This window comes from Nostoc sp. LPT (genome assembly GCF_017115165.1).
Lineage (GTDB): Bacteria > Cyanobacteriota > Cyanobacteriia > Cyanobacteriales > Nostocaceae > Nostoc.
Genome location: NZ_JABXKF010000177.1, coordinates 21,958 through 40,980 on the forward strand (window position 1 = coordinate 21,958; position 19,023 = coordinate 40,980).

A 19,023-nucleotide genomic window follows, 5' to 3' on the forward strand; every position below is an offset into this window, starting at 1 on the left:
CTTTTATTTCGGCTCAATGATTTACCAAAATGAATGCGTGAATTACTCAAATGAGTAAGCAAACTGGGATTTGAGTAAGTAAGAGCTTATTTTGCTTGCCGAAAACACCCAAATGAGAAAGTAAAAGCTGCTTTTGCTTGCGGAAAACACTAAAATGTGAAACTAAAAGCTGCTTTTGCTTGCAGAAAACACCCAAATGAGAAAGCAAAAGCTGCTTTTGAATAAGTCAAAGCTGCTTTTGCTTGCGGAAAATACTAAAATGTGAAACTAAAAGCTGCTTTTGAGTAAGTCAAAGCTGCTTTTGCTTGCGGAAAACACTAAAATGTGAAACTAAAAGCTGCTTTTGAGTAAGTCAAAGCTCATTTTGAGTAAGTAATCAGGGATTTTTACTTAGTTCAATATGAATTTTAGTTTAGGCGATACTTTGGTGAGCTTCTCTACAAGACGCTTCTCTTTGCAGAGAGGCTTGTCTGCGACACGCTCCGCGAACGCCAACGCAAACGCTAACGCGATTTTCTGTTTTAACATGGTACGCTTTGCACAAAACCTGTAAATTCGTAGCACCATGTAGTCTATTCTGGATTTGAGGGGAAGCGATACCTGCGGTTTTTGCTAGCCTACGCGAAGATATGCTAAATTTTTACGAACAGTAACAGTATTTAGGTGATTTGCGCCTAACCGTTGCTCAAAAATTTCCAAAGCTTGGATGTAAAGGGGTTCGGCCTGGCTGTATCTGCTTTGGTAATAGTAGAGATACGCTAGGTTGTTGAGGCTAGAGGCGATAGATGGATGTTCTTCTCATAGTCAAGGGTTTCTGAGTCTGTTAAAGCTAGTTGTTATGATGAAAAATTCAATTTATTTCAGCTAAGATGCTACACACTACTTTGATCATTTCATTTTTTAACGTATAAGCAATAACTATAATATTAAGCAAATTGTAGCACTTTAAACTACGTATGCTTAATTAGCGTAGGCGTAGCCCGCCGCAGGCATCGCTCTTTGGGAAAAACTTTTTGGTTTACTGTTTACAGGTTTGCTCACTTAGGTGCAAGATGTGAGTTCTGCCAGCGTATACTGAGATAGCTTTTTTACTATCTCTGCAATTTTTCAAACAGTCTTCTTACTGATACGTATAATGAAAAATAGTATAAGAGCAGTAAAAATACTGTATATTTATTGTGTAACACGGTTTAGTCTGTCTAAAGCAAAGAGATTTTGAGCCAGCAAATAAGACAAATAGTAATTAAACTTACAGAATTAATTGCAGGCCAAATTAAAAACTGAACATTTATTTCAATAGGAGTCAATAATGATTCGGGAAACAAACAATCACTCTATGCAAGAGCAAGAAAGCAATAGCTCAAAATTAAGTGAGGATGTCTCTGCTAGAACCTCATTTCATCCTCCAAATATTAAGTCAGCAATTGATTGGGAAAAACCAGATTTTGACGAGCTTGACTTGTGTATGGAAATTACCACATACATTCTGCATGGGCAATAATTGTCAATACTAAGTTTAATTGCCTAATTAAAACCTCTACCTGCTTTTTGTTTTCATGTTCCTAAAAATTCTTGGTACTGCCGCAGGTGGTGGTTTTCCCCAATGGAATTGTAACTGTCCCAATTGCCAAGCAGTCCGCACAAGTGGTTCAGGTGTAAATTGGCTGAACCAGTCATCAATTGCAGTGAGGAAAAACAATCAGCCCTGGTTTTTGGTCAATGCCTCTCCAGATGTACGTCCGCAGTTGGAGAAATTGCGGGAAGGACAACCATCTACAATTCGGTCAAGCCCGATCGCAGGTGTCTTGTTAACTGATGCAGAGATTGACCATACCACTGGCCTCGTTATCCTTAGAGAATCTACGGAAAAACTGCGCGTTTACGGTACAGAAACAGTACGTATGGCTCTGACAGAGGGTTTTCCCCTGCTGTCTACGTTAGCAAGCTATTGTGGTGTAGAATGGTCTGTACTTGAACCTCATGTACCTATAAACCTGGGGTTGAATGGAGCAGATGGTTTGGAAGTGGAGGTATTTCCACTAGCAGCCAAACCACCAAAATATATGCGCCACCAGACAAATTTAGATGGAGTTTGGGTTATAGGTTTGACATTTCGCGATCGCACAACTGGCAAAGTTGCTACATATGCTCCAGGTTTAGCGGAACTTGACGAAAAAATCCTAGAGCGGTTTGAGTCTAGTGACTGCATTTTAGTAGATGGCACTTGCTGGCAGAATGATGAGTTGTTGGCTTTAGGAATATCAAATCTTCAAGCACGCGATATGGGACACTTGCCCCTTAACACTAGTTTAAAAAGCCTTGCTAATCTGAGCCGTCCTCGTAAAATTCTTGTTCACATCAACAACACTAACCCAATTCTTTTACCTGATTCAGAGGAACGCAAAATTGTTGAAGCCGCAGGAATAGAAGTTGGTTACGATGGTCTGACCATCGAATTGTAATTTTGAGGTGTAAGAAAAAGCGTGTTGGAATTAGTTAAAGAACCTCTCCCGTGGACTCAGACAGAACTAGAGGCTGTATTGCGATCGCAACATCGCCGCTATCATCATCTGCATCCATTTCATGCAAGGATGAACAGTGGTGATTTAACGCCAACAGAAGTACAGCGCTGGGTAGCAAATAGATTTTACTATCAAAAAAGTATTCCTCTTAAAGATGCTGCTATCTTGTCAAACTGCACTGATTTAGAAGTGCGGCGAGAATGGATTCAACGCATCATTGATCATGACGGTCAAGGTGAGGGTGAAGGTGGAATTGAGGCATGGTTAAAACTCGGTAAAGCTGTAGGATTGTCTCGTCAGGAACTGTTAGAAGACCAGCACGTACTGCCAGGAGTTCAATATGCAGTAGATGCCTACGTTAACTTTTGTCGCACTCGACCCTGGATTGAGGCAGTGGCTGCATCACTGACTGAACTGTTTGGTCCAGATGCAATTCGAGTACGTTTAGCTGCATTAGAACAGCATTACCCGTGGATCGATCCTGCTGGATTTGACTACTTCCGGGCACGTCTTTCTCAAGCACCCAGAGATGCTCAATATGCCCTCAAGCAAGTCCTCAAACATTGTAAGACTCGTGAATCTCAGGAACAAGCAGTACAGGCTTTAATATTTAAGTGCAATTTATTGTGGAGCCAGTTAGAGGCGATTGAACGGGGCGATACTAGACCTCAAGAAGGGTATAGAGAATAGGGGGCAGGGGGAGCAGGGGGAGAAATAACTCAAATCCCCAGTCCCCAGTCCCCAGTCTCCAGTCCCTAGAGCATTAATTACGAATTACGAATTAAATGAGTACTATAGAGAATCATGCCCGACCGCGCCTAGTTCGTGGTGTGCGTTTACGCTGGGATGACCTGAGAAAGCTGCATTGGCTCCTGATTCCAGAAGGGGCACTACAATTAAACTCCACAGCAGCAGCAATTCTAGCACTTTGTAACGGTGAGCGAACTCTCAATGCGATCGCAGCGGAGTTGCAGAAACAGTACCAGGGCGAAAATGTAGTAGAGGACGTGCGCCATCTGCTGTCTCGAATTAGTAAACGAGGACTATTAATTGTAGAAGGAATAGAACCAGAACCTTTACCTCCAACTGAAAAGAGTAATTTCTCAAGTGGAGCAGATTTAAACTAAGCACTATTACTAACAATGACGACTGATAGACCTTTAAGCTTGATTGCAGAATTGACGTATCGCTGCCCATTGCGTTGTCCCTACTGCTCCAACCCGCTTAATTGTGGCGATAACCAGTATCGTCAGGAACTTTCCACCGAGGATTGGTTGCGAGTGATTCAGCAAGCCTCGAACTTGGGAGTATTACAGCTTGGCTTGACCGGCGGCGAACCACTGCTACGAAAAGATCTAGAATTACTTGTGGCAGCAGCAGCCAAAGCCGAACTATATACCACTTTGATTACTGCTGCTACGCTGTTAACTCCAGAACGAGCTACACAACTGCGTGATGCCGGACTCGATCACGTACAAATTAGTATCCAAGATAGTCGTGCTGCTGAGTCAGACTATATTGCTGGAACTCCCTCTTTTAAGCAAAAACTAGAGGCAGCAAGATTAGTAAAAGCTTTGGGTTTCCCGCTGACACTTAATTTTGTTCTGCATCGGCAAAACCTAGACAGGATTGAGGAGATTTTAGAGCTGTGTGAGGTTTTAAAAGCAGACCGAGTTGAATTAGCGAACACTCAGTATTATGGCTGGGCATATCGCAACCGTACTGTTTTACTACCCACCCGCCAGCAGCTAGAACGAGCAGATGCCGCAGTGGCATTAGCTAGAGAGCGCAACATCTGCCCAATGGGCATCTTATATGTGCTTCCAGACTACTATGAAGATTATCCCAAACCATGTATGGGTGGCTGGGGTCATCGAGCTTTAGCGATCGCTCCCAATGGCGATGTGTTACCTTGCCAAGCCGCCAGTTCTATTCCAGAACTAGAATTTGCTAACGTCCGCAACCATTCACTAGATTGGATTTGGTTTGAATCACCTGCTTTTAATCGCTTTCGGGGAACAGAATGGATGCCTGAGCCTTGCCAAAGTTGCGATCGCCGCCAGCTTGATTTTGGCGGTTGCCGTTGCCAAGCATTACTTCTGACGAACAATGCTGCTGCCACTGATCCTGTCTGTCATCTGTCACCACACCATCACCTGATTACTACAGTCACAAAGCAGGCAAATCAGGAAAACTTAGATTCACCCCTACCTTTGGTTTATCGCTCCATGCAAATGTAATAAGCTATTAAAGAACTTCACAAAAATATAACGGTTCTCGATTGACTGAGGTACAAGGGACTTCCAATTAAAAAAATATCCCATCCCTGCGGGACGCTACGCGAACGCATTTAGGGCAGGGACTAGTTCTTGCTGGGGGCTTTCTAGCAGGGAGCAGAGGGAGGAAAACTCATTTTGATGGGCGTAAAATTGGATAATTTATTTTTTGGAGTTCCCTCAAGAATACAGCTAGGGCAAAGGTCATTCGCCTGCACGGACTAAGGTTTGAAACCTACGCAGGTGGTTCATTAGGGGTGTAAGGGTTTAAGGGTGTAAGGTGTTGGACGGGGATTGAGACCCCGGACAACACGGTTGCCCCAAGGGGCAGGGCTTTTGACGATACGGGTGGTTGGGGCTAGATATCCCCTACCACCATGCAACTCCACACCCCCACACCCGCCCCAACGGGGCTTGGTAAAGCCTAGTGTAGTTGCGGTTTATAACCGCCCTTTTAAGGTCATTCATTTTTTTAATTCTCTGATCTAAATCTAATTTCATAAAGTCCTAGTAAGCCTGCTGCTACTAGCAAAGGTAAGAAATAATAGACTCCCCGATAAGCTAACATTGAACCCAAAACTGCCGCCGCCGAAACTTTTGAGGAAATAATCAGCAAAATTATAGTTTCAAATATTCCCAAACCACCAGGGACATTACTAACCACACCTGCAAACATCGCTAGTAAATAAATGCCTAAAAAGTCTAGATATGACAAAGATATATTGCTAGGAAGTAAAGCATAAAGAACTGCCGCCGCCAGAATCCAGTCAAAACTAGAAATTGCTATTTGAGCCAAAGATATGTTAAAAGAAGGAAATCGAAATTCGTGACCACGAATTATTAATGGTCGTTTAATAAAAATACTTCCTAGTAAATAAGCCGCAACTAATAGCAGAAAAATTACGCCAATGGGACGCACAGTAGCAAAAGGTAAATGTAATTGAGTGGGAATCTTCAGGGGGTTGATGAGGAATAAAAAACCTGCAACAGCAAACATCCCCAACCAAAAAGTAAAATTGGCGAAAGCAATTATTTGAGCGATCGCTACTGCTGACACTCCCCAACTAGCATAAAATCGATAACGGATAGCACTGCCAGTTAGCAAAGCAAAACCGATGGTATTACTAAATGCAGAGCTAATAAAGTTAGTGAAAGCAATCTTATTCCAACTTAGGGAACGATTAATGTAGTTAAAACCTAAGATATCGTACCCAATCATCACTAGATAGCCGAAAGCTGTCAGCCAAATTGCCCAACTTAAACGACTTTTGGGAATAGCAGCTAGAGAGTTGAGGATATCACGATAATTATACTCATGCAATTCGTGAGCGATCGCCCACAGGCAAAGCACCAGCAGTAACAAGCCAAACAAAGAACTGAAATTGAGTCGCAACTTTTTAAGCATCGTGAAGAAACTCATCCTAACTCGTGACTTTTAATTTACAACCAGTCGCAAAGTTTCCATTCTGTTGACACAGCATTGACATATCATTTGCATAAGCTTTTGAAGGCAAGCATCGACTATTCAATAATGCTCTGTTTAACCAATGCCCTTCAAAGATGAACTACAAACAATCTAAAATTTTCTTACTATTTTCAGTATTAACCCTAGTTGGCTGTAATTTCTCCCAAGGTGTCGTCGCAAAACCACCGCAACAGCAGGATTTACAAACAACGCTTTCCGTTCTTTCAACCCAGCGCAATACTAGCAACTCAGCGACTCTCCTAACCTATAAAATTGAAACCTACGATAGTAAAGTAATGGGTGCAAGTCGCACTTATGGCGTTTCTTTACCTCCTGGCTATGAGCAAAACCCAAAACAAAGGTATCCTGTAATCTTTCTCCTCCACGGTGGACATGGTAATCCCAGTGATTGGTTTATTCAGAATAAGGGACAAGCTCTCAAGACTGTAGAACAACTTTATACTACAGGTAAGTTGCCACCCAGCATCATCATTACACCAGATGGCAACGACAAGCGTGGCTCTAGTCCCTACCGAGATCCCGAATATATCGATGGCCCTAATGGTAAAGTCTCTACAGCCGTAGGCGATGAGTTAGTAAAAGTCGTGCAAAGCCGTTATCGTACACTAACTAATCCAAATTTTTGGGCAATAGGTGGTTTATCTTCTGGTGGTTGGGGAGCAATCAATGTGGGATTACACAACGTAGATCGTTTCTCGATTTTATTTAGTCATAGTGGTTATTTCAATGATAAAAGTGGCCCAGCAAATAGCCCAATATTTTATATTAAAACCATTCCCCAACAAGCTCAAAAAAGGTTGAAGATTTACCTAGATTCGGGTACATCAGATATTGATGAAATCCGCGAAGCAGAGCGATTTAGTAAAGTCCTAAATCAACTGAAAATTTTTAATTCATTTCGTCAGTTTCCTGGCAGTCACACTTGGCAATACTGGCGGAAACACTTAGCAAATTCATTGACATTTGTCGGCGAACAATTTCGAGTAGCTTCATAAACAGCAAATATGGCTGAGAATTTAAATATTAATCAAAAGAAAAGTAATCGAAATAATTCCGAATCCCTATGATCGATAATACTACTTTGCAAAACCGTTGATATTTAAACATTAATGTGAAAAACTCTACTGCAATTTTTCAGCAGATTAATTATAGTAAGCTCTAACGGAGGTGATTTTTTTAACTGTAAAAGAGTATGAAGATTTCTAAATTGTTAATTAGCTTGGTAGGAGCGATCGCACTTCTTACTACTGCTGGTTATTATTATGTATTCATCTTAGGTGCGCCACAACTAGACCCACCCAAAAAAGAGGCAAATACTGGACTAAAGTTTCAATTAGCAACCTTTAACTCCCAAGCGATGGGTGCAGTCCGTAACTACGGCGTGATTTTGCCCCCTAGTTATAGCAAAAATCCGCAAAAGCGCTACCCTGTGATATTCTTACTACACGGTGGTCATGATGATGCTCGTGCTTACGCTAATAAATACGCGCTTTTAGACGTATTGCATGAACTTTATCAAAGTGGAAAATTACCGCTATCGATTGTGATTACACCTGATGGTAATGATAATCGCGGTTCTAGTCCTTTATACGACCCCGATTACTTTGATGGGCCGAATGGTAAAGTGGGGACTTTGATTGGTTCAGAATTAGTACAAGTTGTCAAGTCGCGCTACCGCACTTTGGAAGAACCTCAATTTTGGGCGCTAGGAGGTCTATCTTCTGGAGGATGGGGTGCATTTAATATCGGATTACGCTATCTCAACAACTTTCAGATTTTGTTTAGCCATAGCGGTTACTTTACTGATGATAGCGGCTCACAAAATAGTCCTCAACAAATTGTGCAACAGCTACCAGTTAAAGATAGGAAGCGATTGCGTGTTTACCTAGATGCGGGTGTAAACGATACTAATTTGCTAGCTTCTACCAAGGCTTTCAACGAAACCTTAAATAAATTAGGCATTGCTCACGTATTTTATGCATTTCCTGGAGGTCATGGTTTGTCTGGTGCAGATATTGGCTGGAACTACTTTCACAAACATCTAAAAGATTCACTATCCTATGTCGGAGAACAATTTAAAAAGTTAGGAGTTAGGAGTTAAGAGTTTTAACTCCAAAAAAAATGACTAATGACCAATGACAAATGACTAATATGACTAATATAAAAACTCGGATTGGACTTTGGAGTGCGGTTTTCCTAACAGGTTTAGTCGGAGTAGTAAATTTATTATCAGCAGTGACACCTAACCTGTATGGGCGGACTCACTGGTTGAAAGAATTTTTACCATTTGAAATTCGTGCCAGTGGTCATATATTTGCAGCATTGACTGGATTTATTTTATTAACACTTGCTACTAATTTATTACGCCGAAAAAGAATAGCTTGGTTACTAACCATTGCTTTACTAGTAATTTCTATTTGCAGCCACTTGCTGAAGGGACTGGACTATGAAGAAAGTCTACTCTCTGGAGTTTTATTGGTGCAATTAATCTTGATGCGCCATTTTTTCACGGCGCAATCAGACCGTCCTTCCATCGGACGGGGAGTGAGAGTGCTGATAGGCGCTTTATTATTTACTCTCGCATACGGAACTATTGGATTTTACTTGTTAGACGGCAAATTTTCAGAGAATTTTAATTGGCGGGAAGCGATAGTTCAGACTTTGGCGATGTTCTTCACCGAGGATAATTGGGGACTGCAACCAAAGAGTCGATTTGGAGAATTTTTTGCTAATTCTATCTATATTATTGCCGCAGGTACTATTACTTATGCAATAGTAATGCTCTTGCAACCTGTGTTTTGGCGGAATCTCGCAACTACAAATGAGCGGCTAAGAGCTAAAGAAATTGTCGAGCAATATGGATGTTCTTCTTTAGCAGCGCTCACACTCTTAAATGATAAAAGTTATTATTTCAGTCCTTCGGGTAATAGTGTAATTGCTTATGTTCCCAAAGGACGGGGCGCGATCGCCTTGGGAGATCCCATCGGCCCCATTGAAGACCGCAAAGAGACAATTATTGCTTTCTGGCAGTTTTGTCAGTGCAATGATTGGTATCCTGGCTTTTACCAAACTATGCCCGATGATGTTGAGCTTTACAAATCGTTGGGGTTTAAGGTACTCAAGATTGGAGAGGAAGCGATCGTTGACTTAAAAAGTTTTACATTACAAGGTAAAGCTGGTAAAAACTTTAGACCATCAATCAGTCGTTTAACTAAGCTAGGATACCAAATCGACTTTTACCAACCACCCATCGCCAATGATTTATTGCATCGGCTCAAACCTGTAAGTGATGAATGGTTGAAAATGGTACAAGGTTCAGAAAAACAATTTTCTTTGGGTTGGTTTGACGAAGCTTACCTGCGAGAGTGCGAGATTGCTGTGGTGCATAATCCTGAAGGTCAAATTAGCGCCTTTGCCAACATTATCCGGGAGTACCAACTTAACGAAGCGACTATTGACATGATGCGACATCGCTCATCTCTTGAAAATGGCATAATGGACTTTCTATTTATTTCCCTGCTCCAGCATTTTAAAGAGTGTGGTTACGACAGCTTTAATTTTGGTCTTTCTGCGCTTGCTGGAGTTGGAGAAAACCCCGAATCGCGCCGCTTGGAAAAAGTATTGCACTATCTTTACGACCATTTGAATCGCTTTTACAACTTCAAGGGACTGCACGCTTACAAAGACAAATTCCGCCCTCGTTGGGAACCGCGTTATTTGGTTTACCCCAGTTTAGCCACCTTACCAGATGTAGTTGTAGCATTGATTCGCGCAGATTCAGGCGATCGCCTCTTCGATTATTTCAAACCCGGAGCCTAAATGTAGACTCAAAAAATTCGCAATGATTTTGACCGAATTGCCTTATACCATAACACCTCATTGCACAACGATATCTACTAGGGGCTACGCCGACACAACTTGGTATTTGTATGATACAATTGTACTATAAAAGTATGAATGTCTGATAAGTATGCAATGCGAAGTACAGCTTTGCCTAAGTTCGTAGCGAATAAAGTCAAATAAACTTTGCGCTCCTACCCTGCGGGAAGGCGAAGCGCCTATGGGTTTAAACTTAAACCCTCAATTATCCACGAATTTACCAAACTGTGTACAAAGTTTGGTAATCAAATCATTGTGTGTTTTTACTTGAAATTAGTACGGTTATAACAGCTTATTTGGGAATATTAATAGACTTCAATAACCGTTGCTATAAAAGATTATTGACCTTTATCTGGAAGGTGGCAATATGACAAATAATCAGATTTCTCTAGTAGAACTAATCCAAATTTTTGCACAATACCGCAATCATATTATCATCAACATTAAGCACCTACAAGAACATTATCAAAGAATAGGTATTAAGCGTATTAGAGGTGTTATAAACGAAAATGGAGAACTGCTCCAACCTTGGTTGATAACAGAATATATGGATGACACTGACTATGTTGGTATAGGCGATTTTCAGTTTAACCGCAATACTGCTACTATCAATATGCTTATCAAACGTAGAGTTAAACTTGCTAAATTTGAAGACCAAACTCCTACGATTGAAGTAGCAGGTTTGTTAGTAAATGACCTCAACACCTTTAATAATTACACGATTGTAAGTGACGGCAAAATCAACGTAAATTCATTACAAGTCAAAATTAGCAGTAAAAAAGTTTTTGATTTACTCAAAGAAAAAGGCATACTGGATGCGGAAGAATTTGACTTTCGGGCAGAACATAGGATTCAGTTAGACAACTTGCCGCTTGTAGCTGCTAATAGTAGTTACAGCAGTATTGATGGACTATTTAATGAACTAGCAGAAATTAAAGTACTGACTAGTATTATTGGCGCTCACTTGAAAAAAGAGTCAGATGTATTTATCGAGACACAATTAGATGAGTTTAAAAAGCACTATCTGTCTAAAAATATTTACATCAACTTTCCTACAACTAACGAATACACTGATATCAACCAAGCTTTAGTCGATGGTACTATTGACTCAAAATTGAGCTATAAAATCGATATTGGCAGTCAAGATATTCTGAACCTGAGTAAGTTTCCTTCTGCTAACAAGTTTCTTAATAGAATGTATCGCCTTTATGACAAAGAAACCGGAGAAATTATCATGAAGCCGAGTTTTGAGATGGTATTTCATGAAAATCTCGCTGTTAGGCACAGGTTATTGTCATCACGCATCAAGATTACAAAAGTTGACGAGTTGATGAAACCAATTTTTGATAATTTTCTTGGGCTTGAGCAAAATGGCATTGTTGGAGGTATTCTTAAGAAAGTTGCTGCTGATAGTTTGGCGCAGTTATTACAGGATAAACAAAATGGGAAGCAGATCGGCAAAGAAGAAATGGTTGCAGCTTTAACGGTGGCAAATAACAAGTTAGAAGAATATGCAGAAAATATCTACCAAGATAAAATATCTCCTTTAGTATTTTACATTGGTTCTACTGGATTGTTACCAGATGAAATCGAAGCCAAAGCCATGACCGCTGACGAAGCTGCTGCGAAATACCCAAATTTGCAATTTTCTAAAGACGAGCAAGAAGGTACTTTTTTTGCAGTTGGTGATAGTATTATCGGTATCTATGCAAAAACTGAATATTACAGCAAACTTATTTCTGTCGGTATAAACAATTAGATTGCATAGCAATTCTAATTTTTATTACACAGTCGTTAATAATTTGGATTTGGGAACTGTCAGGCTTGGCTTTGAGGCGGTTTTGCAGAATTATTAGCGTACTATCAATACCGCTATGAACATCCACTGCTTTCATTTCTGCTTTATCCAGTCGTCAGAAGTTCTGCAACGACAGTACAATGTTGCGAATGCGATCGCTGCCCATTTTCATGGAATCTAGTAATTTTTGTAGATATTGAATGACAAAATCTAACTCGATCGCTTCTATTCCTTCCTAAATAACTGGTGTTGGATGAGGATATTCTTTTTGGTAAAGTTGCAGTATTTCTAGCAATTGTTGAATGTATTCTTTAGCAGGAGTAATATTGCCATTGATAAAATTAATAGGATTCAGCAATAGATTTACTAACAATCTTTAAGAAAATTACGCAGAAATCAGCTTCAATGAGACAATCTGACCTAATCTTCTCAACCTAAAGAATAGACATGAATGATCGCACAAAGGCTCTTCAGGCTCTCGCTGCTGAACGTTGGCGGATATCCCTGATTCTCAGTGGAGCCATGATGTTTATTTACTTTGGCTTTATCCTATTAATCGCGTTCAATAAGCCGCTGCTGGGGTCATTAGTAGTTCCTGGCCTCAGCCTGGGAATTTTACTGGGGGCGCTGGTAATTGTCTCAGCATGGGTATTAATTTTTATCTATGTGCGTTGGGCAAATAGTAGTTATGACGACCAAATCGCAAGACTGACACGCAAATGAAAATTGGGAATGGGGGATGAGGGAGCAGGGGGAGATAAGGGAGTGAGGGAGAAGAATTAATAATCAATGCCCAATGCCTAATGCCCAATGCCCAATGCCCAATAGCTATTAGCAATTTCTAGTCCCAAATCCAAAATACTAAACCAAAAAAGCATGAATAGTGTGTGGTTCGATCTGCCACTAGCGGCGGATATTACCAGTCTTGGTAAGTTTAACCCGTTGGCGATCGCTTTCTTTTTTCTGTTTGTTGTAAGTTCTTTAGGTATTACCTATTGGGCGGCGAAGCTCACCAAAAATACGGCCCAATTCTATACAGCTGGCGGTAATATCAGCGGTTTCCAAAATGGGCTGGCCTTAGCAGGAGACTTTATGAGTGCAGCTAGCTTTTTAGGTATCGCTGGGCTGGTGGCACTCAACGGCTTTGACGGCTTAATTTATTCTATCGGCTTCCTGGTGGGCTGGCCGATTGTTATGTTTCTAATTGCTGAACCATTACGTAACTTAGGTAAATACACCTTTGCCGATGTAGTCGCTTATCGCTTGCAGCAAAAACCTGTACGTATCGCCTCTGCAATTGGAACGCTGGTAGTAATTAGCTTTTACTTAATTGCCCAGATGGTAGGTGCTGGGGAGCTAATCAAACTACTGTTTGGCTTTGATTATGAATTAGCTGTGGTCATTGTCGGTTGTGTAATGATGGCTTATGTGATTTTTGGCGGGATGATTGCCACTACTTGGGTACAAATTATCAAAGCAGTTTTGTTGCTCGGCGGAACTGTCTTACTAGCTATCTTGGTACTGGCACGATTTGGCTTTAACCCGATCGCTCTTTTCGCCGCTGCATCCCAAAAGTATACAGGTGTATTAGCTCCAGGCAAACTGGTTTCTGACCCCTTTGATGCGATCTCTTTAGGAATGTCGTTGATGTTCGGCACTGCTGGATTACCCCACATCCTAATGCGTTTCTATACAGTACCCGACGCTAAAGCAGCGCGGCTCTCTGTTACTTACGCCACAGCTATTATTGGCGTTTTTTATCTCCTTACCTTCATTTTGGGCTTTGGAGCAATGGTGCTAGTAGGTCAAGATGCCATCAAGCAAATTGGTACTGGTGGTAACATGGCTGCGCCGATGTTGGCAGAATTTCTCGGTGGTGATGCTTTGTTAGGTTTTATCGCCGCTGTTTCTTTTGCAACGATTTTGGCAGTTGTCGCTGGGTTGACACTCTCAGGGGCAGCTGCATTGTCCCACGATTTATGGGTGAATGTGGTGCGTTCAGGTCATGCTGACGAGTCAGAACAACTGAAGGTGGCTCGCGGTGCAACAATGCTTTTGGGGTTAGTAGCAATATTCCTGGGCATCTTGTTTAAAGGGCAAAACGTAGCTTATATGGTAGGTTTAGCATTTGCGATCGCTGCGAGTGCAAACTTCCCAGCGTTACTCTTATCCATGCTTTGGCGACGCTTCACTACTAATGGTGCAGTTGCGAGTATGTTAGTAGGTACTGTCTCCTCTTTAATGCTGATTTATTTTTCACCTACTATTCAAGTAACGATTCTCAAGCACGCTTCTGCACCCTTTCCTCTAAAAAATCCTGGATTAATCAGTATCCCACTGGCGTTTATTGTGGCGATTGTCGTTTCACTATTGAGTACTGAACAGCAGGCACTAGAAAAATTTGCGGAAGTTGAGGATCGCATTCACATTGGTTCTGGGATGTGATTTTGTCATTTGTCATTGGGCATTGAGAAGAGACAAGGTAGATAAGGGAGAGATTTATTCAATAATTCCCCCTCATCTCCCCCTGCTCCCCTGCTCCCTGCCCCTCTGCTACTGTCCAAGTTCTTTGATGTTATCCATCACTTGTTGGTATAAGTTGTTGTTACCTTGACTTTGAAAAATGCTTGCTGCTTGTTGTAAGTCCTTGAGCGCTCCCTGTTTGTCTCCATTAGTGGCGCGGGCATTTCCCCGATTATTGTAGGCAGGGGCAAAGTTAGGATTGAGGCGAATGGCTTGATTGTAATCTGCGATCGCACCTTGGGGATCTCCATTGGCAGCACGGGCATTGCCTCGGTTATTATAAGCGATCGCATATTTGGGGTTAAGCAGAATCGCTTGATCGAGATCGTCTATTGCCCCTTTTTTGTCTCCATTGGTGGTGCGGGCATTTCCTCGGTTATTGTAGGCTTCGGCATAGTTGGGATTTAGGCGAATCGCTTCACTGTAATCTTTAACTGCTTCTCTGTTGTTTCCCAGTGAGGCGCGGGCATTCCCCAGGTTATTGTAGGCTTCGGCGTCGTTAGGATTGATGCGGAGGGCTTGATTGTAATCTGCGAGCGCTTTTTCCTTGTCTCCCAAATCAAAGTAGGCTAATCCCCGCGCGTTGTAGGCAGCGCCATACTGAGAATTTTGACTAATTGCCTTACTGTATGAAGCGATCGCAGCTTGCAAGTCGCCGTTTAAATGCTGATTCTTTCCCTGAAGATAAAATTCCCCACCAATGGAAGTTGTAGCTGAACTACGGCTAGGTTGACTAACTCCTATTTCTGTCACCAATACATTGTCATTCTTACTACAAGAAACACTGCTAGTTGCTGTCAATGTAGTAAAAATAGCTATGGTAAATAAAGTATTTACCCTTGTTCGCTTTTGCCCAAATAAACGCCGTCTCATAAGTTAATATAAACTGCCATAACACCTGAACCTAATTAGTACCAAAATCTAGATTTTAATTTTTGAACTCAATAACTATTCTAACTTTTGATAGACCTTTAAAATTAATTGGCAAATTTCCCTAATATTTTATAGATTTATCAGAGGAGGTAAGAGAAAATAATTATTAAATTTCAAAATTTATTCTTCACAATAACTCTATAAATTGTGATATTTGTAGCCTGATGAACAATTTAATCATCCTCAGCTTCACTCTCTTGAGTTTTAGGAATTAGCCGCCAAGAAGTATTTTTGTCAATATCTACAGATAGTTGTTCTAGATTTTGTCCTAAATCTTTTTGGAGTTTCTGAGTGAGTGTGATTGGAAAATCTAAATTAATACCTTGAGTTTGTGCTAGTCTAGCTAACTCTGTGAATGCAGCTTTGACTGTTGTACGCTCATAACTAGTTAGCTTATAATTAGAAGTTTCAGATATATTCTGAGCTTGCATGGCTTTTTTTATACGTTCTTGCAAATGCTCAAATTCTGAATTCAACAACTTCCATTCCTGCTCAACTTGCGAGTATCTAGTACTTAGTGATATTAAGTCTTCCGTTGCAGGTTCGGGGCTGGCTTGGGCTTGTAAGTCTAACAAGTTTAGGTGAATTTGAGCAAGATAAATACAGTCTAGGTAAGCATACTCTATCTGTTCTTCAGTTAGAGGGCGTTTTCCCCAGTCACTTTTTTGTTCTTGTTTATCGATATTGTTAAAGCTACAAAGTGCTGTAGCTATTGTCTTGAGTTGGTAGTTGGGTAATGGCAAAAGATAGTAGGGAATTTTTTTGGCCATCTCCAAAGTGCAAGTAATATTTTTGGCTTTCTTGCTACCGAGAAATTTTAGATCGTAACTCGCGTTGTGAAAAACTTTTTCAATGGCAGAATTTATCATAATTTTTTCAATAAATTCAGCTATAATATTAGGTTGATCTAATACATCTAAAAGATAGACGCGATCGCCACTCATATCTTGAGGATTATCTAATACCTGAATCACCGATAATCGGGGATTACGACTTTTATAGTCAGCGACTTCTGTATCTATCCACAGTGTTTTAGCGTTTGTATATTCAGCGACAATAGCACGAATTTCGCTAGCCGAAGTAAGGTAGGGCATTGGCTAATATTTCCTGATATTTAAGGCATTGTTAAGTAAGCCATAGTTTTATAAAGTAACATTTTGTTGGTAAGTTTGCTGGCACAGGATTGCAAAAAGACTGAAGTTTGGAATTCGTTATAGATATCGCCAAATTGACTCAAATCTGATAACATCGAGTCACCACTGTGGGGTAGCATCGTCTACCATCGAAAGAGCTACTCAGCATCTACGTTAAATTCATAGAGAGCCACAGATGTGCAAAGCCATCCTGCTTGGCAGCCATCAGGAAAATTGAATTGGCATTTCTCAAAACTGGGCGCAAAATCTTAGCTTCAAGAAATCGTCCAGATTTGAATTTTCAGTAACCTGAGCTATTGCTTAAGCACTTTTGTTACTCCACTTTTAATTGTTTTTTTAATTTGCTCCTCACCATGACATACACCTCAATTAACCGCTTCAAGTACTCAATTCGGAGATAGATAATGAAAAAGCTAATTTTATTAGTAGTTAGTGGCATTTTGGTAGTTGGTACTTTTGGCTGTCAAGAGGCTCCTAAAACAGGTTCGGAAACTCCTAGCACAACTAATGAAGCCGCTCAGGCACCAGCAAAACCAGCTTCGCAAACAAATCAAACTGCCAAAGTTTCAGAAACACAAACTACTCCTTCAGCAGCTACTACAGGTACTAAAGTTAAAACCGATTCTGAAAAAACGGCAGCAACAAAAGCTAAAAGTGACTTAAAAACTGAAGTTAGCGCAAAGTTGAACAAAGGTTTACCAGGCAATAAGTTACAAGTTGAAAACAAACAGGGTGAGATTATCCTCAAAGGCACAGCCGCTTCTGTTGAAGAACTTAAGAAAGCTGAAACCTTGGCTAAAGAAGTCCAAGGTGTGAAAACAGTGAAGGTAGAAGCAAAAGTTGATACTGTAATAAAGCCATAAAAGAATAACTGAAGCTTTCAGTTAGCATCGGTATGAAAGCCAAATAGAGACTTACATCGTGTAAGTCTCTGTTTTTTACTTACTTAAATAAAAGTAAGGAATATAGAGGTTATCAGTTGGGTGCAATATATAGCGGTTTTCAGTTGAATAAGGTACAAAAACCTCACCCTCAACCCTCTAAGAGAATGTTTGAAATTCTATATTTTCATCTTTCAACTTCCATTATTTGAACCTCGATAAATTCGCTCCATCTGCTCTGGAGAAAGGCGTCTCATTGGAAACCACTCAAATGGAGAAATAGACTGTTTCTCATAAGGTTGAACATCATCCTGCTGGTTTAGAGGAGAACGTAATGCTACATTGGTATTTGGAGCTTGACCCCTGAACGACTCATCTATTTCTAATTCTGAAAGCTGAGTTTGAGGCAAAACATAAGCGTGCTTCTGGGGATCGTATGCGAAAACTTCTCCTGTTTCAATGTGATAAATCCAAGCATAAATGCTGAGTTCTCCCTGATAAAGCTTAGAGTGAATCACTGGATACGTCCGTAAATTCTCAATTTGAGTAAGAACATTTTCGGCAATCATAATCTCTAGCAATTCTTCTTCGTCGTAGTGACTGTAGTGGTCTATAACTAGCCTTCGAGTTGCCTCTGCATATTTAAGCCAATCATGTACAAGCGGCATTTCATCGCTGAGATTGTGTAACTTCATTAATCCTTTCATTGCACCGCAATGAGAGTGACCACAAATAATAATTTGGCGAATATCTAAAGCTTGAACAGCATATTCAATTGTCGCACCTTCACCGCCATTACTTGCCCCATAAGGTGGGATGATGTTACCTGCATTACGAATCACAAATAATTCACCAACTTGGGCTTGTGTAATTAGATTTGGATCGAGACGCGAATCAGAACAGGTAATAAATAAGACCCTGGGCTTTTGACCCAGTGAAAGTTGTTCAAATAATTGTTGATGTGTCGAAAAATAGCTAGATTTAAATTCGCGCAGACCTTTAATTAATCTCTTCATTACTAAGTTCTACAAATATTTGGGGGTTAAGAATCAAATCACAGACAGCAGATTGAGGTAGTAAAGAAGACTTTCTTTCTACGTTTTTCCAATTGTAAAGATTACTATATTATAAATTCATTTGGTGCTTTTAATATCCTCTACCATTTGGTTGAGTTACTTTTTCCTTTGCTGTCCTCTGTTCCTTAGCAGGTCACATTACGGTGTGAGAATGCCTTGAGCCTATTTCAAACTAGTTATATCCTAAGATAAAAATGCGACGCTTCGTTGTCACGATCGACCGAGAACGACAGATACAGAATAGATGATTAAAACTATACCAACTAGTTATGCTTTGCACTTAAACTCTCCTCAGATCGTGTCTGGTTGAATAGTTGTAATTAGGACTGACGCAAAGACACGCAAACGCAGAGATTTTTGAATTATGAGTAATTTAGTCAGACATGATATTATCTGCTCTGGGAAAATTTTGATGGTGAGTTTGCGATATCAAAATTTTTGCCGTACACTGAGCGATCGTCTGCGGTAAGCCTTTTGGGTAAAGCTTGCAGGCTC

Annotated in this window: 17 protein-coding genes and 1 pseudogene; 12 read left to right on the top strand and 6 right to left on the bottom strand. The window is 40.6% G+C overall.

Annotated features, from left to right (window positions below):
* Positions 1-612: 612 nt before the first annotated feature.
* A pseudogene (locus HWQ58_RS34730) lies at positions 613-804 on the bottom strand (tetratricopeptide repeat protein); the annotation flags it as partial.
* A 505-nt stretch (positions 805-1,309) separates the two neighbouring features.
* On the opposite strand from HWQ58_RS34730, the gene pqqA reads away from it, so the two are divergent.
* The 5 genes from pqqA (at position 1,310) to pqqE (ending at position 4,762) form a co-directional block, all read left to right on the top strand.
* The gene (pqqA, locus tag HWQ58_RS34735; RefSeq protein WP_292872873.1) at positions 1,310-1,501 is read left to right on the top strand and encodes a pyrroloquinoline quinone precursor peptide PqqA; all 192 of its coding nucleotides are present in this window, start codon (positions 1,310-1,312) and stop codon (positions 1,499-1,501) included.
* 55 nt (positions 1,502-1,556) lie between these two features.
* Positions 1,557-2,462 (top strand): pyrroloquinoline quinone biosynthesis protein PqqB, encoded by a 906-nt coding sequence (gene pqqB / locus HWQ58_RS34740; RefSeq protein WP_292872875.1) that lies wholly within the window; start codon positions 1,557-1,559, stop codon positions 2,460-2,462.
* A 21-nt stretch (positions 2,463-2,483) separates the two neighbouring features.
* The gene (gene pqqC, locus HWQ58_RS34745) at positions 2,484-3,212 is read left to right on the top strand and encodes a pyrroloquinoline-quinone synthase PqqC (RefSeq protein ID WP_292872877.1); all 729 of its coding nucleotides are present in this window, start codon (positions 2,484-2,486) and stop codon (positions 3,210-3,212) included.
* A 95-nt stretch (positions 3,213-3,307) separates the two neighbouring features.
* Positions 3,308-3,649 carry a pyrroloquinoline quinone biosynthesis peptide chaperone PqqD gene (pqqD, locus tag HWQ58_RS34750; RefSeq protein ID WP_292872879.1) on the top strand — a complete coding sequence of 114 codons (342 nt, stop codon included), beginning with the start codon at positions 3,308-3,310 and terminating at the stop codon, positions 3,647-3,649.
* 15 nt (positions 3,650-3,664) lie between these two features.
* Positions 3,665-4,762 (top strand): pyrroloquinoline quinone biosynthesis protein PqqE, encoded by a 1,098-nt coding sequence (pqqE, locus tag HWQ58_RS34755; RefSeq protein ID WP_292872881.1) that lies wholly within the window; start codon positions 3,665-3,667, stop codon positions 4,760-4,762.
* A 508-nt stretch (positions 4,763-5,270) separates the two neighbouring features.
* On the opposite strand, the gene HWQ58_RS34760 is transcribed toward pqqE, so the two are convergent.
* Positions 5,271-6,203 (bottom strand): lysylphosphatidylglycerol synthase domain-containing protein, encoded by a 933-nt coding sequence (locus tag HWQ58_RS34760; RefSeq protein WP_292872952.1) that lies wholly within the window; start codon positions 6,201-6,203, stop codon positions 5,271-5,273.
* Positions 6,204-6,358: 155 nt separating this feature from the next.
* On the opposite strand from HWQ58_RS34760, the gene HWQ58_RS34765 reads away from it, so the two are divergent.
* The 4 genes from HWQ58_RS34765 (at position 6,359) to HWQ58_RS34780 (ending at position 11,922) form a co-directional block, all read left to right on the top strand.
* Positions 6,359-7,279, top strand: a complete 921-nt coding sequence (locus HWQ58_RS34765; protein ID WP_292872883.1) for an alpha/beta hydrolase-fold protein — start codon at positions 6,359-6,361, stop codon at positions 7,277-7,279.
* Positions 7,280-7,476: 197 nt separating this feature from the next.
* Positions 7,477-8,385 (top strand): alpha/beta hydrolase-fold protein, encoded by a 909-nt coding sequence (locus HWQ58_RS34770; RefSeq protein ID WP_292872885.1) that lies wholly within the window; start codon positions 7,477-7,479, stop codon positions 8,383-8,385.
* 50 nt (positions 8,386-8,435) lie between these two features.
* A complete protein-coding gene (locus HWQ58_RS34775) occupies positions 8,436-10,103 on the top strand; it encodes a phosphatidylglycerol lysyltransferase domain-containing protein (RefSeq protein WP_292872954.1) in 1,668 nt (555 codons plus the stop codon).
* A 427-nt stretch (positions 10,104-10,530) separates the two neighbouring features.
* On the top strand, positions 10,531-11,922 hold the full coding sequence (locus tag HWQ58_RS34780; protein WP_292872887.1) for a hypothetical protein: 1,392 nt from the start codon (positions 10,531-10,533) through the stop codon (positions 11,920-11,922).
* Positions 11,923-12,196: 274 nt separating this feature from the next.
* Here the strand turns inward: HWQ58_RS34780 and HWQ58_RS38660 are convergent, their stop codons facing one another.
* Positions 12,197-12,319 (bottom strand): hypothetical protein, encoded by a 123-nt coding sequence (locus HWQ58_RS38660; protein WP_366839172.1) that lies wholly within the window; start codon positions 12,317-12,319, stop codon positions 12,197-12,199.
* A gap of 89 nt (positions 12,320-12,408) precedes the next feature.
* Here HWQ58_RS38660 and HWQ58_RS34790 point away from each other — a divergent pair, with 89 nt between their 5' ends.
* A complete protein-coding gene (locus HWQ58_RS34790) occupies positions 12,409-12,684 on the top strand; it encodes a DUF485 domain-containing protein (protein WP_265271491.1) in 276 nt (91 codons plus the stop codon).
* Positions 12,685-12,837: 153 nt separating this feature from the next.
* The gene (locus tag HWQ58_RS34795; RefSeq protein WP_292872890.1) at positions 12,838-14,406 is read left to right on the top strand and encodes a sodium/solute symporter; all 1,569 of its coding nucleotides are present in this window, start codon (positions 12,838-12,840) and stop codon (positions 14,404-14,406) included.
* Between the two features lie 108 nt (positions 14,407-14,514).
* On the opposite strand, the gene HWQ58_RS34800 is transcribed toward HWQ58_RS34795, so the two are convergent.
* Together HWQ58_RS34800 and HWQ58_RS34805 are read right to left on the bottom strand one after the other, a co-directional pair.
* Positions 14,515-15,357, bottom strand: coding sequence for a tetratricopeptide repeat protein (locus tag HWQ58_RS34800; protein ID WP_292872892.1), 843 nt, complete (start codon positions 15,355-15,357; stop codon positions 14,515-14,517).
* A 233-nt stretch (positions 15,358-15,590) separates the two neighbouring features.
* Positions 15,591-16,511 carry a ribonuclease D gene (locus HWQ58_RS34805; protein ID WP_292872894.1) on the bottom strand — a complete coding sequence of 307 codons (921 nt, stop codon included), beginning with the start codon at positions 16,509-16,511 and terminating at the stop codon, positions 15,591-15,593.
* Positions 16,512-16,975: 464 nt separating this feature from the next.
* On the opposite strand from HWQ58_RS34805, the gene HWQ58_RS34810 reads away from it, so the two are divergent.
* Complete coding sequence (locus HWQ58_RS34810) at positions 16,976-17,434, top strand: BON domain-containing protein (protein WP_292872896.1); 459 nt, start codon at positions 16,976-16,978, stop codon at positions 17,432-17,434.
* A 212-nt stretch (positions 17,435-17,646) separates the two neighbouring features.
* Here HWQ58_RS34810 and HWQ58_RS34815 read toward each other — a convergent pair whose 3' ends face one another.
* Positions 17,647-18,468 carry a carbonic anhydrase gene (locus HWQ58_RS34815; RefSeq protein ID WP_292872898.1) on the bottom strand — a complete coding sequence of 274 codons (822 nt, stop codon included), beginning with the start codon at positions 18,466-18,468 and terminating at the stop codon, positions 17,647-17,649.
* Between the last annotated feature and the right edge of the window lie 555 nt (positions 18,469-19,023).